A 15,061-nucleotide genomic window follows, 5' to 3' on the forward strand; every position below is an offset into this window, starting at 1 on the left:
TCTAGCTTAGAATGAAATAGTTATGGGAAAATATAAATGTTAGATATTTTTATTTTCATTTATCTAAACTACTAATCACTCATAACTTTGTTAGGAACCCTAAAAAGGCAAAAAAGTAAACAAAAGTACCTGCAATTGGAATTTATTAGTTAAAATTGCGTGGTTTTTCACACCAGAAACTCCAATTCAACATCACTTTATCACCTAACTAAATCACAATGAGAAAAGCTTTACTGCTCTTTCTCCTCCTTTGGGGGGGGATAGCGGGCACTTATGTAATTGCCCAAGAAAAATCAATCACAGGAAAAGTAGTTGCCGATGATGGTTCCGCTCTGCCGGGTGTAAACATTATTATCAAAGGCACCACTCGCGGTACAAACACCGATGCCGAAGGGAACTTTAAAATCAATGTTCCTGCCAACGCACGTTTGTTGTTCAGTTATGTTGGGTTTACCGGACAGGAGATCATCGTCGGTAACCAAACTACACTCAATGTAAAGTTGCTTCCTGATGCATCAAACCTCGAAGAGGTGGTTGTGACCACGTTTGGTACCGCCAAAAAGACGTCTTTTACGGGTTCGGCTGCTAAAATTGATGCCGAAAAATTAGGGCCTCGGCCCATCACCAACGTGGGACAAGCCCTAGCGGGTTCTTCGGCTGGGGTACAGGCTACGGCAGGCAGCGGTCAGCCCGGCGCGGCACCTGATATTCGTATCCGGGGTTTTGGCTCTATTTCTTCTTCAAATTCTCCTCTTTACGTAGTAGACGGTATTCCTTACAGTGCCGACATTGCCAACATTAGCACGGACGATATCGAAACCATAACTATACTCAAAGATGCAGCCTCTACGGCACTCTATGGAGCACGGGCTGCCAACGGGGTGGTGATGATTACAACCAAAAAAGGTCAGAAAGGTCAGAATACCATCAATGTAAAATACACCAAAGGCTTTAGCACGAGAGCATTGCCAGAATATGACCGCGTTGGGCCAGCTGATTACTATCCTTTGATGTGGGAAGCAAACCGTAACAATTTTGCTTATCGGGCTACCAACCCTATTCCGATGGCTACAGCGAGTGCCAATGCTTCCTCTGGCTTGGGGGCGGTTGTTGGGTACAATGTTTATAATGTACCGTTTGCGCAATTGGTAGGTACAGACGGAAAACTGAACCCAAGTGCGTCGATGATTTACAGCGCCGATGATTTGAACTGGGAAAAACCATTGATGCGCCAAGGAAATCGGGATGAAATAAGCCTTAATTTCTCGGGTTCGGGTACTACTTCAGACTACTTCCTTTCTTTGTCGTATTTGAGCGATAAAGGGTTTTTGATTCGTTCTGATTATGAGCGTTATACGGCGCGTTTGAGCGTTAATAACCAAATGAAGCCTTGGTTTAAAACAGGTGCTAACCTTGCTGCTACCATCACCAAGTCTAACTTGGCGGATGCCGACGGCAACACGTCGTTTGTAAACCCTTTCTTTTTCTCAAGAGGAATGGCCCCTATTTATCCTATTTACGCTTTTGACCCCGCAAATCCTTCGTCTTTCTTAACCCTTGAAAATGGCAACAGAAGATGGGATTACGGTAACCTGAGCGCATTGGGCCTTCCAAACCGTCCGCAATACGGTGGTCGTCACTCTATTTCTGAAACGTTGCTAAACCAAAACTACTTCCGTCGCAATGTACTGGGTGGCCGGGCGTATGCGGAGTTGTCTTTCCTGAAAAATTTTAAATTTACAACCAATGTAGGAGCTGACATCACCAACCGTAACAACGTAACTTTTGGAAACCCTGAAATTGGCGATGGTGCCCCTGCGGGTAGAGCTACTCACGAGTTTGAGAACGTTACGAGCTATAACCTGTCGCAGTTGTTGAATTACACCAAAACGTTTGGAAGCCACGGCATCGAAGCATTGGTAGGACACGAAAACTACAATGCAACCGACAACAACCTGACGGGCTCACGTTCGCAGCAAATTTTGGATGGTAATTATGAACTCGTAAACTTTACCACTACTACCAACCTGAACTCACAGTATAACATCCGTAGAGTTGAAGGCTTTTTCTCAAGGGTAAATTACGACTATAACCAAAAGTATTTCTTGTCGGTTTCGGCCCGGAGAGACGGTTCTAGTAAGTTTTATAAGGATGTTCGCTGGGGTACTTTTTATTCAGTTAGTGGTGCATGGCGCTTAGACCAAGAAGATTTTATCAAGGCTATTCCAGCGTTGAGTATGCTCAAGTTGAGAGGGTCGTATGGCCAAACAGGTAACGATGGGGGGATTAGCAACTACGCATGGCAGCCCCTATATGCACTTGGTTGGAACAACGCAACCGAGGCGGGGATTCTGCAGTCAAGCTTAGGCAATACCCAACTTGAGTGGGAATCTAGTAATGCATTTGACGTAGCTTTGGAGTTCGGCTTGTTGAAAAACCGTATTTCGGGTACCATTGAGTACTTTGACCGCCGTTCTTCTAACCTAATTTTTGATGTGCCTTTGCCTTTATCGTCGGGTATTACAACTGTAACCAGAAACATCGGTACCATGTACAACAAAGGTATTGAGGTAGAATTGAGCTTGGTTCCTTTCAGAAGCAAAGAATTTTCATGGACGATTGATCTGAACGCAACTAGCCTGAAAAACCAAATCACGAAGATGCCAACCGAAAGCCCCGAAATCATTGACGGTACGAAGAAACTCAAAGAAGGAAAATCACTTTATGATTTCTGGTTGAGAGAGTACATGGGTGTGAATTCGACCACTGGCGAAGCCCTTTACAGAGCGGTAAGTTTCCAGGCGGCTAACTCTAGCATTACGGAGAAAGGTGACACCGTGACGACCAACGTAAACAATGCACGCTTTGGCTATTTTGGTACTTCTATTCCTAAACTGACGGGTGGTTTTACAAATACAATCAGATACAAAGGCTTTTCACTGTCGGCGTTAGTGGTGTATCAAATTGGTGGTAAAATCTACGACGATGCCTACGCTAGTTTGATGGGTTCGGGTTATCATAATGCCAAACACGTTGACATTTTGAAAAGATGGCAGAATCCAGGCGATGTAACTGATGTTCCAAGAATGGACGCTGGTCGTACCGTTGATTTTAACGCCGCTTCTAGTCGGTGGTTGATTGATGCCAGTTACCTCAACATCCGTTCGGTAACGCTTTCTTACACTATACCCAAACTGTTTGCCCAAAAACTGTATATTCAAAACGCGCAGGTTTATGTGAGCGGCGAAAACTTCTTTATTAAGTCTCGCCGTAGCGGTATGAACGTTCAACAAAACTTTGGCGGTACTACCAGTAACGTTTATAGTACGGCAAAATCGCTGGTAATGGGTATTTCATTCTCAATTTAACATCAACACACTCATGAAAAATAGATTTTTAATCGTATTAGTAGCCGTTTTCAGCATGTTTGCTACGTCGTGCGAAAACACCTATTTGGACACTGCTCCCACGGCCAGCGTTGATGCGGCCTCGGCGTATGCCACCACCAAAAACGCCGCTGCGGCCGTTAATGGCATCTATCGGGCGCTTATTGTTAGATACCTTGATTCTCAAGGACATTCGGGCCATCCTGCCATGATGATTATCTTGGATCACATGGGCGAAGATATGGTCATTGGAACAACCGCGGCCAGCTGGCACGTTGGAGAAACCCGCTGGACCGCTCACCGTTCAGACGTTAATACGGTGACTCGTTTCCCTTATCAAATGTATTATCGGGTCATTGGCAACGCCAACATCGCCATTGCCAACATTGATAAAGCAGTAGGCCCACAGGCCGACAAAGACCGGTTGAAGGGTGAGGCATTGGCGCTTCGTGGATGGGCTTATTTTAATTTGGTGCAGCTTTACGGAAAGCGTTATGACGCAGCCGCTAAGCCAAACAGCCAGCCAGGGGTTGCGTTGGTATTGACGCCCACCACCGAAGGTCTGCCAAGAGCTACCGTTGAAGAAGTATATACGCAAATTAACAAAGATTTGACGGATGCGGCTGCGTTGCTTCCGGTATCCAGAAGTTTCAAATCGCATATCAATTCGGCAGTAGCAAAAGGAATATTGGCGAGAGTAGCGCTTACCCAGCAAAATTGGGCTGATGCCGCTAAGTACGCAGCAGAAGCCAGAGCGGGCTTTACGCTGATGTCACAAACGCAATATCAGGACGGGTTTCAGGACATCAGCAACCCTGAGTGGATGTGGGGTTTTGACCACCTTGAAGACCAGTCTGAGTTTTTTGGAGGATACCATTCTTACATTTCCTGCAACTACAATTCAACGGTTATCAGAACGTATCCCAAAGCGGTTAATAATTTGCTATATGATAAGATTCCTGCCACTGATATAAGAGCTAAAATGTGGGTGAAAGCACCTACTGCTGCAAATTCTATCGTTCCTCCAGGTGGGGTAAGAGTGCCTTATCTTAATCAAAAATTCAGATTGCCAGGAACTCCTTCGACTAGTGCAATGGGCGACACCCCTTATATGAGGGCGGCCGAAATGTATCTGATTGAGGCAGAAGCAAAGGCTAAATTGGGCAATGACGCTGATGCCGCGAAGGTATTGTTTGATTTAGTAAGTAAAAGAGACGCTTCTTATTCACTATCAACCAGCACTGGTGCTAAGCTGTTAGACGAAATATACTTCAACCGAAGAATCGAATTATGGGGTGAAGGTTTTAGATTTTTAGATTTGAAACGATTGAACCAACCCCTCAACCGGAACGGAACCAATCATATTGCTTCTATCGCTGTGCTTTTTGATATGCCAGCTGGAGATAAGCAGTGGGAGTTTTTGCTTCCAAGAAGAGAATTGGATGCCAACAAAGCAATGGTGCAAAATCCGCTTTAATTGCTTGATTATTACCTAAAAAAACGCCCTCCAAATTTCTTTTGGAGGGCGTTTTTTTAGGTAATGCTTTTCAGGTTTATTTTCAAAATTGGAAATCCTAGGGTCAAACGGCCGTTTTTCCTTGCAATACTGGGCGCTTGTCTTTGGCTCCCGTCATGCGGTTGATGCTGTTGTCAAAATTTACTTTGACAGTGTCTCCCTCAAAATGACAAATAATGTAATTGCGGTGCGGAGATTCGTAATAGCGAAGCGTTATTTCGAAGGTATTGGGGTCTTTCCACGTACCAGCGGCGGCAATCTTGGCGATGCGCTCAAATTTTAATTTTTGAGAAGTAACCAAATTAGGCCGGGCAAGGTCAGTTTCTCCAAAAGCCCATTTTTCGAGTCCGCATATTACCCTATGAACACCCTCTTGGTCTTTGAGCATAAATTGGTAGCTATCACCCTCACGGTACGCCAGCGAAATACTTTCTACGTTGAGTGAATTGGGTTCAATCTGAAATAATTTTCCTGAGATTTTGGCCGCATTGGTACGCAATTCTCCTCCCTTTGGAGGCAGCAGCGCCAAGGCAGCCATTTGTTGTTTTAATGCTTTATTGGCCGTGGTATTGGCGGGTATGGCCTGTGGTTTCATGGCGGGCAACAAATGCTCCCAAACCAAATCTAAGATTCCCTGCATGTTGGCCGTTTCGCTTGTGATGGCAATAACAGCATCTTGTTCAGGCATCACAATGGTGTATTGGCCGTAGGCACCGTCGCCCCGGTAGGCATTGTGTCGACAGCGCCAAAACTGGTAACAATACCCCTGCAACCAGTCATTTTGGTCATTTGGGCGGGTTGGTTTGGCGGGTGCTGGCTGCTGGATTTTAAATGTTGTTGCCTCTTCCACCCATGCTTTCGGAATCAGTTGTTTGCCGTTCCACACCCCTTTTTGCAAGTATAATTGACCAAATTTAGCTAAGTCTTCGGTCCTTACACGAAGGCCCCAGCCGCCTGTGTTAATGCCTTGCGAATCTTCTTCCCAATCTGCTCCTTCAATGCCCAAAGGGTCAAAAAGACGTGGTTTGAGGTAGTCGATGATTTTTTGGCCCGTTACTTTCTGCACAATGGCCGAGCACATATACGTAGCGATACTATTGTACAAAAATACACTGCCGGGTTTGTATTTGATGGGGGTGGCCAAAAATGCCTTGGCCCAATTGTCTTCGTTTCTTACCATTGGCTCCGCCTCCTGACCCACCGACATGCTGAGCAGGTCTTTTATGGTCAGCTTGGCCAAGTTTTCGCTGATTGTAGCTGGCAAGTCATTGGGGAAAAATGACACCACCAAATCACTTGTTTTGAGTTTCCCTTCGGCAACGACAAAACCCACCGCCGTGGAAGTAAAACTTTTACTCATCGAATATAGCGTATGCTTCAAGTCGTGTCGGTAAGGTGCCCACCAACCTTCGGTCACGACTTGCCCATGGCGGAGAATCATCAAGCTGTGAAACTCATGCTTGCTTTGAGCTACGGCATTCATAAAGGCCGTAATCCCAGCAGAGTCTACGCCCTGAGCTTCGGGGGTGCTTCGCGGCAGGCTTAGTTTTGATTTTGCAAACGAATCAAAAGGGATACTGGCCCCAAGGGCGATTCCCGTACTAGCAAAGCCCAATTGCTGTATAAACTGGCGACGAGTGGTTTGCATGGGTTATTTATATTTTTTCGTTAGAAATGGGAGAAGGATTTTGGTATATTCGCGGTAGCCCTGTGCGTTGAGGTGCAGGCTGTCTTGGGTATAGAGCTCACCTTTGACGGTGCCGTTGGGGTTGAAAAGTACGGGGTTGATGTCTACATACGATAGGTATTTGCCCGTACTGAAAGATTTTACCATGGCGTTGCCTTTTTTGACCGTTTCCCAATGTTTACGACGCGAAGGGGAGAGTTTCATTGAAACAAAACAAATGTTGGTTTTGGGTAAACGATTTTGAATGATTGAAACAAACTGTCGATAGGAATCAAACATTTGCTCAGCAGATTTGTACTTTTTGCCCGTCAAATCATTTTCTCCACCGTAAATGACCAGTATTTTGGGTTCGTGGGGAAACACCACACGTTCTGTGTAGTGAATGAGTTCTGGAATGGTTGAGCCACCAAAGCCTCGATTCAATACGGGGAAAGGAGCCAAATCGGATTTCATATCTTTCCAAATCCGCCAACTAGAACTACCATAAAACAATATATCGCCTTTCTTTATGCCTTTTTCGGTGTCCTCTTTTTCAAAATTCTTAATCTCCTTTTCAAAGCGATCGATTTGATAATCAGGCTCGAAGGCTTCCGCAATGGGCTGATAGTTTACACTGCTGCGTTTACAGGAAAAAGATACTCCAAGCAATGCTATCACCAGAATCAAGGTAGTTGTAGGGGTAGAGTGTTTCATCATAAGAAGTTGTTTCTCTTCAAAGTTAAATAGAAACAAAATTTACGGCTTTATAGGACAATAAAAAAGGTTGCCTTGTGAGGGCAGCCTTTTTTATTGAAAGAAGCTTGGCTAGTTTTCCAACAATCCATCGGCTTGCCATTGCTTTAGTAGGGCAATGGTCGCAGCGGGTAGTTGAGCGGTACCGTTACGGGGCATAAATCCTGTTGTTCCAGGCATCCGTTGTGTACGGTCAAGGATGTTAGTGATTTTAGATTTGGCGGTAGCGTAATCATCCCACTTGTTTGGATTTGCCCCACCAGCTAAGTGGCAGGGTGTACAATTGGCAACAAAAATAGCCTTAATGTCTTTGTTGTACGTAACTTTTACGGGTTCGGGAGTATCATCCGTTTTGCTACAACTGATTAAAAAGGACATAGCAATGCTTGCTACCCCCATTTGGAGGAGGAGACGTTTTACATTCATGGGAATCAAGGGTTTAAGTGAAATAAAGCTGTTAGAGAGTTCACTTATACACACGTAGTTTTTTTCTTGAAGGTTGCGTCAACTTCTTTTTTATTCTTTTTTTCCTTCAAATACCATTCCCTGATACTCTACGCTTACTTTGATAATCTTTTTTTCTTCGTTGCGAAAGAAAGTAAATTTTGCGGCGCTATCAAGGGTCTCAAACCGATCTGTGGTTTCTTTGATGGGGGTCATAGCTCCTCCCTGATCTCCCGCCTGAACCGTGAGCGCCCCTTCTTTTAGTGAAAACTCCATGTGTTCAAAGGGGAGTCCCTCAAACTTGTATTTGCCCGTAAATTCTTTTAAAGCAGTAGTGTCGGTAGAGGTTGACTTGTTAATGGTAGGTGGAACCGTTTGTGCTGAGGCTGAATAAGAAACGGCAAAAAATTCCGAGAATGAGAGAAAAAAACACTTTTTTCATAGGTATTATTGAATTTTTAATGGAAAGATTAATAATTCACAATGATAGAAAACAGTTTTTAATACGACCATTTATCCTCTGTGTTTTTTTTATTAATTTCTTGTTTAAGTACAAAATATATACCTAATAGTTAAAATCCAGCCTCCCAATGAGAAGCTGGATTCTTGCTATACCTAAACCTTTTCTCTACTACTATAAGAGCAAACTAAATAAACACTTGATATTGGATGGTCACGGCGCCGCGTCGTCCGTTGGGTTTTAAAAGTCCGTCGGAGGCATTCTGATATACTGGGCGATTTTGGAAATCCAACGATATTTTGGAGTTATGGGCTTTAAGTAACCAGTTAAGTCCTACGTTATAAATCCCCGCTACTTTGGTGAGGCGTTGATAGTCAGCTAATTGGGCGGATGCATAAGGCATGACTGTACCATTTTTGCCTAATAAATCAGCCGCGCACAAATACCCCAATTGACTGTAAATCACACTTCCAGTACCAAACATAGGAAAGGCATTTCCTTGGATTCCTGATACCCCCGAAAGCGACTGCGTGGTTCCGTTGGCGGGGTTCATGATTCCGTTGAAACGCAGGTAGTTGGCGCCATAATCGGTATGAAAGTAGCCCAAATAAGCCGAGATAGCAGTTCCTTTGGCTTTACTGACGGGCATATCGGCAAACATCGCCAACGACCACAGATTCACGGCATTGTACACTGTATCGCGGCCTGAGTTTTGGGTACGCCACATAGCTGCTTTTTGGCTGATGAATCCACCTTCGATGTTCAGTACCTTCTTTTTGCCCAAATAAGTACCCGTCATATAGGGGGTTTGGTGGGCTTCTTTGTCAAAGAAATTATAAATCAAAAAGCCTTGGTATTGCTTATGATGGCCTTTGGCGGCAAACGTAGAATTGGCAGAAATGGCGGGGACGGGGTTTCCGCTCGTGCCGATAGGGAACGGGTCGGTTAATCCCAAACGGTAGTCCCATTTGCCCACTTGACCGCGAGCATAGAGCGTGAGTTTACGCGAAAATTCATCGGTTTGATCAACGGTTGCCTGAGCAAAAACGGGCACATCCATGGTCATAATGCTGGAAACGCTGGGTTGGCTAAAGCGAGAAAGACCGTTGAGGATGGTCAGTCCACCGCCTATTTTGAGCCAGTCTTTATGGGCAAATGCTGAATATTCGACGACTGCATCGTGAACAAAAAAGGCAATTTTACGATTAGAGGGCACTCCCTGAGCGTTTCCTAAGGAAGGAAAACCATTTAGAAAGTTAAAATTGTTCATTCCCAATTGAAAATAAACAAAAGTCCGGTCGGTGATTTGTCCGAACAATTGCATGCGCGTTCGGCGCAGGCCCAAATCCAGCGTTTGGGGGGCGGCTTCTCCAAGAACAGTGGTGCCAGGATTGCTGTTGTTGAAACGAAACCACGTTTGATTCAAAAATGTAGCTTTAAAAAAATGGGACCCTGAAGTATTGAGATTGTACTTCAATTCGGTTTTTTCGGGCATTGTTTTGAGAGAATCTTGCGCTTGGGAAGTGAGGGCGCATACTAAAAAAATCCAACTGAGGTGCTTCATGGTGCGAGCTTATTTTTTTCGACACAAAGCACCGTTTAAAAGATTAATACCGTCTAAAAAACAAATTAAAAAGCAGTTAAAGCATTCTTTTATTTTTCACTTCCCTAAGTTTATTCTAAATTAGTGTTTTCAAAAACCCACAAAATCAACGGTTTTACCCCCTACTTTTAGCTTTTTGGGCATGAAAAACTCGCTCATTTTATGGATTTTCTTTTTACCGCTGTTCAAAATAGCAGGACAGGTGCCACGTATTGACCATACCCGAAATTATAACCGAGTCTATAAAGACAGCCTAAAAACCGTAGCAAAAAGGCTATTGGCAGAAGTTGAGAGGCCGTCGGGAGATTCCAAACAGCTTCTGAAAAAAATGCAGGTACTTAACCTGCTAGGAACTTTGTATCTGGAAGGAGATTATAAAGAGCTGGATACGAGTATGGCCTACAACGACCGCCTTTTTGAGTTGGCTAAACAACAGGACGATAAAGAAATGATGATCGATGCGCTGCTGCGCCGGGAGGTGAAGTATCGGCGCGGACATGATTATGTGAGGTCGCTTGAGATCAGTCTTGAAGCGCTCAAACTTTGCGACGCGTTGGGGGGCAACTGTCGCAAGGCATGGATGATTCAGCAAAATTTGGGGTTAAGTTTTCTTCATTCTTCTGATAATCCAAAAGCTGAAAAATATTTTAAAACGGCCTTGGCGCAGTTGGAAAGCACGCCCGATGACGATAGGCCGCTCAAACTTAAACACATCTTGGGGCTCTACAGTATGCTCAGTACCCTTTATCAACAGTGGGGGAAGGATAAATTGGTCCTCGAAATGTTTAATCGCCAACTTGCCGTAGCCCAGGAGCTGAACAATAAGATTTCGTTGGCGGGCACTTACGAAGAGATGGGCGATTATTACAACAAAATCGGGCGAGCGGGTAAGGCATTGCCGTTGTTGAGCAAAGCGTATGCTCTTTTTGAAGAAGTAAACCATACCCGGGGTATTGCCTCGGTAACAAACAGCCTGGGAGAATCTTTTTTAGCGTTGAAGGATTATACCAAAGCGCAAAGCTACGCTGAAAAAGCGCTGGCCATGGCCAACCAGTACAATTATGCCTCCCTCAAGCCTTTTGCGTATCATACGCTCACCGAAGCCTACGATAAACTTGGCAACGAAATGGCTTCCCTGCGTGCCTACCGGCAGGAGGCCACCCTGCGCGACAGCTTGGGCATTGCGCGTCGGTTGGTGGCATTGGCCGATATGCGTCGGGCGTATGAGGTAGATGGTGCCCGGCTAGAACAGCAGATTGCGCTGCAAACGCGGACACGGAATTTTCTGCTCGTTGTGGTGCTTCTTCTGAGCGCAATCGGAATAGGACTGATTTTTCATAGCCGGACATTGCGTCAGAAAAACTATGAACTGGCCCGTAAAAAACAGGAAATAGAACAAGCTTTTCTGAAAGGGCAAACAACAGAACGAAAACGCGTAGCTTCGGAGTTGCACGATAATTTGGGCGGTCTGCTGTCGGCGGCTAAGCTCAGCTTACAAATTCTTGACCCTTCGCAACTTGACCGCCATGAACGCGAGATTTATGACAATGTGGTAGAAATGATGATTGATGCGTGCCGTCAGGTGCGTACGCTCTCGCACAATATGCTCCCAGAAGATTTGGAACGTGAAGGACTTTTGCCCGTATTTGACCGCTTGATTTACAAACTAAACTCTGCAGGAACGACCCAGTTTAGCCTCCAAACGGGCGGCGATTTGCCAGCGCGCCTCACGCCTGAAATAGAGTTTAATCTCTATTTGATTGGTTTTGAATTGTGTAATAACGTGCTGAAACACGCCAAAGCTACCAAAACCTTTGTGACACTGCAACGACAGGGCAATCGGGTGGTTTTGACCGTAGCCGACAACGGAAAGGGCATTCCAACTCAACGAGTGGAAGAAGGAATGGGCTTACAAAATATCCGCCAGCGGACGTTGGATATTCGCGGCACGCTCTCTATCGAAAGTCAACCCAACGGCGGTACCGTCATCATTATTAATATTCCGTATGAAGAAACAAGGCAATTTCTTGCTTCTGAGGTTGTTACAGACAACTGATTTTTTCGGCTTCAAAAATTCGGTACTTAAAATGATGGCCGCTGAGCCTGTCGCGGTAGTTCATCAAAAACTGAGTGGGCGTTTTCTGAATTTGGGTAGTACTGACAGTTCGCAATTGACCGTTTCGGTTCATCACCAAATCGTTTGCTTTGTCGCCATTTCCGCCCAAGTTGTGAAACTTAAGCACATCTTTTGCTTCAAAAACGGGGTGCTGTTGTTGCCAATCCTGCCACCAACGTTCTCGCTCCCGAACCACGGCGTCTGAATAAAGCGTCACCGACGACCATGCGTAAGACTGCCCCGCATTCAGTGCTTTGAGGTGTAATTGTGCCCCATCCCAGCGAAGCTCCGAAAGTACAGGCTCACTACCTTCCTCTATTACCACCAACGTAAACGGCTCAATGCCCGTAAAATCGTATTGGCTGGCAAAATCGGCTAAGTGTGCATACATAAAAAAATCAAGGACTACTTTTCCCCGGCTCATCCGATAGGGCGGTTTATGATGATGTATTACAAAAGCTCCGTTGAGCAAGCAAACGGTCGCCTTGGGCGAAGCCGCAATCCAAGTGCCTCCTGCCAGTCCGTCTTGTGGATAAAAGACGGGAGTGGAATCAATGAGGTACTTTTTGGGTGGCAAAGCTTTTGGGCGACCTACGCTCTCATCGCGGTTAGAAGTCAAGATAAAGCCTTGTTGGTGTGGAATATAGGTTACAAAGCACATGGTTTGCCGGTTTATGTTCTGCCGAAACAGAAGACGAATTGAAAGATTATTTGATGATTTTCACCCAACGCCCTTGCGAGGCGCGTCTCAGGCTGGCACGACTTCCCGGTACTTGATGGTTGAATACGCCACGCCAAAATGTATTGGTACAGCTATTTCCGGGAATTGCTCTCTTAGCGCAATTTTTATGATGGCAAAATGGTGAATGGCGTGCTCAGCCATGTATACCAGCTCGCGGGCCCAAGTCGTTTGAATTTCTTCGATATCGTTTTCCAAAAACGAAGCCTTTAGGATAATCTGAGTGGTGGGAATCGGTTTTTTTAAGGCTTCGACCAATTGCTCCGCCTTGTTTATGCTAAAGGCGGGGTCATTTTCCAACCGCAGGTCTCGCTGGCGGGCATCATAGTCCACAAAACCGTGCGGTGCTTGTTCAAAAAGACATTGGTAAAACTCCAAGGTATGTCTCACGTGTTGGCCTACGCTGCTTCCGTGCAGTAGGGGCAATGGGTCGGAATACGCCGCTGGAGAAATAATTTTGAGCAAATCTTTCAGTTGTAATAAAACGTCCAGATTGGTTCGTTGGAGCAAGGTCATTTTGAAATGGCGTTAACAGTTAGACGGATAGTGACATCATCAGACATGCCGAAGGTGTTGCCTCCGATGGCCCAATCCTTACGGTTGATTTTAAAGGTTCCGCTGAAAGTAGCTTTATTATTGGTTTCTGAAAATGTAAACGGTACTTTGACATTTTTAGTGATGGCTTTGATGGTCATGTCAAAGTAGCCGATGTAGCCGTTGGTTCCTTTTTCGATTTTAGTGGATTTTAGGCTGATTTTTGGGTACTTAGCAACCTCAAAAAAGTCTTCTTTTTCGCGTAAATGGCGATTCCGAAGCGTATTTTCGGTTTCAATCGTTGCCGCATCAACGCTGGCGGAAATGCTGCTCATGGTGGGGGTTTCAGGATTGAATTTCAAGGTTGCGGCCAATCCTTTAAATGAACCGTTGACTGTTACTCCCAACATCTTTACAGAAAAACCAATAACAGATGAAACGGGTTGCCAGACTTGACTCACAGCGGTTACCGAGACACTTACGCAAAGTACTAAAATTAAGATTTTTTTCATAGGGCCGAAATAGCATTTCGCAGTTATAATTTGAAAGAAATTGCCACAAAAGGCATCAGAATCTTGTTGCGGAAGCGGTCGTTTTCAAAAGTTAGATTTTGGGAAGTGGTATATTCCGTAAACTGAAAACTTGCCCCGAGTCGTATTCCTGTTTTGTGACTGATCCAATAGCGTGCATACAACTCAGAATTTAAACTGCCCAAGTCGTTGTCGCTGACCAACAATAAATTGAAAACCGTTGGCTTGGCAGATTGTTGCGTACCGCTCAAACGTGAGTCAGTAGATTTGGCCAAAAATGTTCCTGTTTGCTCGGCTCCAAAAGTAGCGCCGATGGCGTCGATATTGAAGCCTAGGTCTAGTTTGCGAAAACTGTATTCTAAATGAATGGCCAAATTGAGGGCGTTGGTTTGGGAGCGTGGTAGTTTGAGCGTATCGAGGTTGGACAGTACATTTTCGACAAACAACACCTGTGGGCCCGTTTCTCCCGAAGTGAGGCGGGCGGGTGCGGTGATGTAGTCTAGGTCTTTACCCACAAACGATGTTAACCGAACGCCCCAACCTACTTTGAATCGATTGGCTTTGCCGATGCCGTAGAACTGTTGGTACGAGAGCGCACCCGAAAACCCTCCGATGGCCGACAGGGCCACGTCGGCCGTAGTTGTTTTTTTTGGGTAACTGAATTGGGCGTGACTGCCCGTAAAAGCCGCTAACGCGAGTACTATCAACAATGCTTTTTTCATGGAATCAATAGGGTGTAATTGTCAAGAAAAGAATTTTTGAATGCTCCTATTCAAGGCTAATTTTTGGGGAAAAATTATTGTTTGAGTTCGGCATTGCCAAACAGAACGGAGAATGGTTTGCACCAAATCAGGATGTACTTTTGGGTTTTGAGATCGGGAGCCGAAGGCAATTCAATGAAAAAATTGCCGAGATTTACGCCTTTGCCGATTTCCACAAACCGAGAAGCAACGCGGTCTTCGGAGAGATAAATTCGCAAATCTGGCCCACTGTCTGTTTTGAAGTCGTTGAAAACAAGGGAATATTTATCCCCTTTTTGGTACAGCTTTACCCCACCAGAAGTCGGATGGACGTTGGACATAAACATCCCCTGCGCCACTAATTTTTGTCCAGTAGAATCAAATGACGTAATGGGCTTGTTGATTCCAGGGCCTACATTGCCCGTAGGGGAAACAGGAGAAACGGGTTGGAGCTCTTCATTCTTTTGACAGGCAATTCCTCCCAGCGTCAAACAAATCATTAACAGTGCCTTTTTCATAGATTTTATAGTTTGTTTCTATGACAAAGGTGTTTGAATTTGTCACAACGGAATGT

The 15,061-nt window shown here is 45.1% G+C and carries 13 protein-coding genes; 3 read left to right on the top strand and 10 right to left on the bottom strand.

Annotated elements, in window-relative coordinates:
* Positions 1-218 precede the first annotated feature (218 nt).
* On the top strand, positions 219-3,368 hold the full coding sequence (locus GVN20_RS04675) for a TonB-dependent receptor (protein ID WP_166557193.1): 3,150 nt from the start codon (positions 219-221) through the stop codon (positions 3,366-3,368).
* 13 nt (positions 3,369-3,381) lie between these two features.
* Positions 3,382-4,863, top strand: a complete 1,482-nt coding sequence (locus GVN20_RS04680; protein ID WP_166557194.1) for a RagB/SusD family nutrient uptake outer membrane protein — start codon at positions 3,382-3,384, stop codon at positions 4,861-4,863.
* Positions 4,864-4,966: 103 nt separating this feature from the next.
* Here GVN20_RS04680 and GVN20_RS04685 read toward each other — a convergent pair whose 3' ends face one another.
* The 5 genes from GVN20_RS04685 to GVN20_RS04705 all read right to left on the bottom strand — a co-directional run bounded on the left by GVN20_RS04685 (position 4,967) and on the right by GVN20_RS04705 (position 9,789).
* On the bottom strand, positions 4,967-6,550 hold the full coding sequence (locus GVN20_RS04685; protein WP_166557195.1) for a serine hydrolase: 1,584 nt from the start codon (positions 6,548-6,550) through the stop codon (positions 4,967-4,969).
* A gap of 3 nt (positions 6,551-6,553) precedes the next feature.
* Positions 6,554-7,285 carry a GDSL-type esterase/lipase family protein gene (locus GVN20_RS04690; RefSeq protein WP_166557196.1) on the bottom strand — a complete coding sequence of 244 codons (732 nt, stop codon included), beginning with the start codon at positions 7,283-7,285 and terminating at the stop codon, positions 6,554-6,556.
* 108 nt (positions 7,286-7,393) lie between these two features.
* Positions 7,394-7,747, bottom strand: a complete 354-nt coding sequence (locus GVN20_RS04695; RefSeq protein WP_166557197.1) for a cytochrome c — start codon at positions 7,745-7,747, stop codon at positions 7,394-7,396.
* Between the two features lie 90 nt (positions 7,748-7,837).
* Positions 7,838-8,041: a hypothetical protein gene (locus GVN20_RS04700; protein ID WP_166557198.1), complete on the bottom strand. Its 204-nt coding sequence runs from the start codon at positions 8,039-8,041 to the stop codon at positions 7,838-7,840.
* Positions 8,042-8,412: 371 nt separating this feature from the next.
* Positions 8,413-9,789, bottom strand: coding sequence for a hypothetical protein (locus tag GVN20_RS04705; RefSeq protein WP_166557199.1), 1,377 nt, complete (start codon positions 9,787-9,789; stop codon positions 8,413-8,415).
* A 181-nt stretch (positions 9,790-9,970) separates the two neighbouring features.
* Between GVN20_RS04705 and GVN20_RS04710 the strand changes: the two genes are divergently transcribed.
* Positions 9,971-11,884 (top strand): sensor histidine kinase, encoded by a 1,914-nt coding sequence (locus GVN20_RS04710; RefSeq protein WP_166557200.1) that lies wholly within the window; start codon positions 9,971-9,973, stop codon positions 11,882-11,884.
* Here the strand turns inward: GVN20_RS04710 and GVN20_RS04715 are convergent.
* From GVN20_RS04715 to GVN20_RS04735, 5 genes are all read right to left on the bottom strand, one after another.
* Positions 11,871-12,605 (bottom strand): NRDE family protein, encoded by a 735-nt coding sequence (locus GVN20_RS04715; RefSeq protein WP_166557201.1) that lies wholly within the window; start codon positions 12,603-12,605, stop codon positions 11,871-11,873. The two genes, GVN20_RS04710 and GVN20_RS04715, sit on opposite strands and share 14 nt — an antisense overlap.
* Before the next feature lie 87 nt (positions 12,606-12,692).
* Positions 12,693-13,199: a hypothetical protein gene (locus GVN20_RS04720; RefSeq protein WP_166557202.1), complete on the bottom strand. Its 507-nt coding sequence runs from the start codon at positions 13,197-13,199 to the stop codon at positions 12,693-12,695.
* A complete protein-coding gene (locus GVN20_RS04725) occupies positions 13,196-13,729 on the bottom strand; it encodes a YceI family protein (protein ID WP_166557203.1) in 534 nt (177 codons plus the stop codon). Before GVN20_RS04725 ends, GVN20_RS04720 begins: the two co-directional genes overlap by 4 nt.
* 23 nt (positions 13,730-13,752) lie before the next feature.
* On the bottom strand, positions 13,753-14,469 hold the full coding sequence (locus tag GVN20_RS04730) for a hypothetical protein (RefSeq protein ID WP_166557204.1): 717 nt from the start codon (positions 14,467-14,469) through the stop codon (positions 13,753-13,755).
* Positions 14,470-14,543: 74 nt separating this feature from the next.
* Positions 14,544-15,005, bottom strand: a complete 462-nt coding sequence (locus GVN20_RS04735; protein WP_166557205.1) for a DM13 domain-containing protein — start codon at positions 15,003-15,005, stop codon at positions 14,544-14,546.
* Between the last annotated feature and the right edge of the window lie 56 nt (positions 15,006-15,061).

It is taken from the genome of Runella sp. CRIBMP (genome assembly GCF_009905605.1).
Lineage (GTDB): Bacteria > Bacteroidota > Bacteroidia > Cytophagales > Spirosomataceae > Runella.

Excerpts from the sequence above, each read along its gene's own strand:
- GVN20_RS04715 (WP_166557201.1), bottom strand. The coding sequence starts at position 12,605 with ATGTGCTTTGTAACCTATATTCCACACCAACAAGGCTTTATCTTGACT.
- GVN20_RS04700 (WP_166557198.1), bottom strand. The coding sequence starts at position 8,041 with ATGGAGTTTTCACTAAAAGAAGGGGCGCTCACGGTTCAGGCGGGAGAT.
- GVN20_RS04720 (WP_166557202.1), bottom strand. The coding sequence starts at position 13,199 with ATGACCTTGCTCCAACGAACCAATCTGGACGTTTTATTACAACTGAAA.
- GVN20_RS04735 (WP_166557205.1), bottom strand. The coding sequence starts at position 15,005 with ATGAAAAAGGCACTGTTAATGATTTGTTTGACGCTGGGAGGAATTGCC.
- GVN20_RS04705 (WP_166557199.1), bottom strand. The coding sequence starts at position 9,789 with ATGAAGCACCTCAGTTGGATTTTTTTAGTATGCGCCCTCACTTCCCAA.
- GVN20_RS04695 (WP_166557197.1), bottom strand. The coding sequence starts at position 7,747 with ATGAATGTAAAACGTCTCCTCCTCCAAATGGGGGTAGCAAGCATTGCT.
- GVN20_RS04690 (WP_166557196.1), bottom strand. The coding sequence starts at position 7,285 with ATGATGAAACACTCTACCCCTACAACTACCTTGATTCTGGTGATAGCA.
- GVN20_RS04725 (WP_166557203.1), bottom strand. The coding sequence starts at position 13,729 with ATGAAAAAAATCTTAATTTTAGTACTTTGCGTAAGTGTCTCGGTAACC.
- GVN20_RS04730 (WP_166557204.1), bottom strand. The coding sequence starts at position 14,469 with ATGAAAAAAGCATTGTTGATAGTACTCGCGTTAGCGGCTTTTACGGGC.
- GVN20_RS04680 (WP_166557194.1), top strand. The coding sequence starts at position 3,382 with ATGAAAAATAGATTTTTAATCGTATTAGTAGCCGTTTTCAGCATGTTT.
- GVN20_RS04675 (WP_166557193.1), top strand. The coding sequence starts at position 219 with ATGAGAAAAGCTTTACTGCTCTTTCTCCTCCTTTGGGGGGGGATAGCG.
- GVN20_RS04710 (WP_166557200.1), top strand. The coding sequence starts at position 9,971 with ATGAAAAACTCGCTCATTTTATGGATTTTCTTTTTACCGCTGTTCAAA.
- GVN20_RS04685 (WP_166557195.1), bottom strand. The coding sequence starts at position 6,550 with ATGCAAACCACTCGTCGCCAGTTTATACAGCAATTGGGCTTTGCTAGT.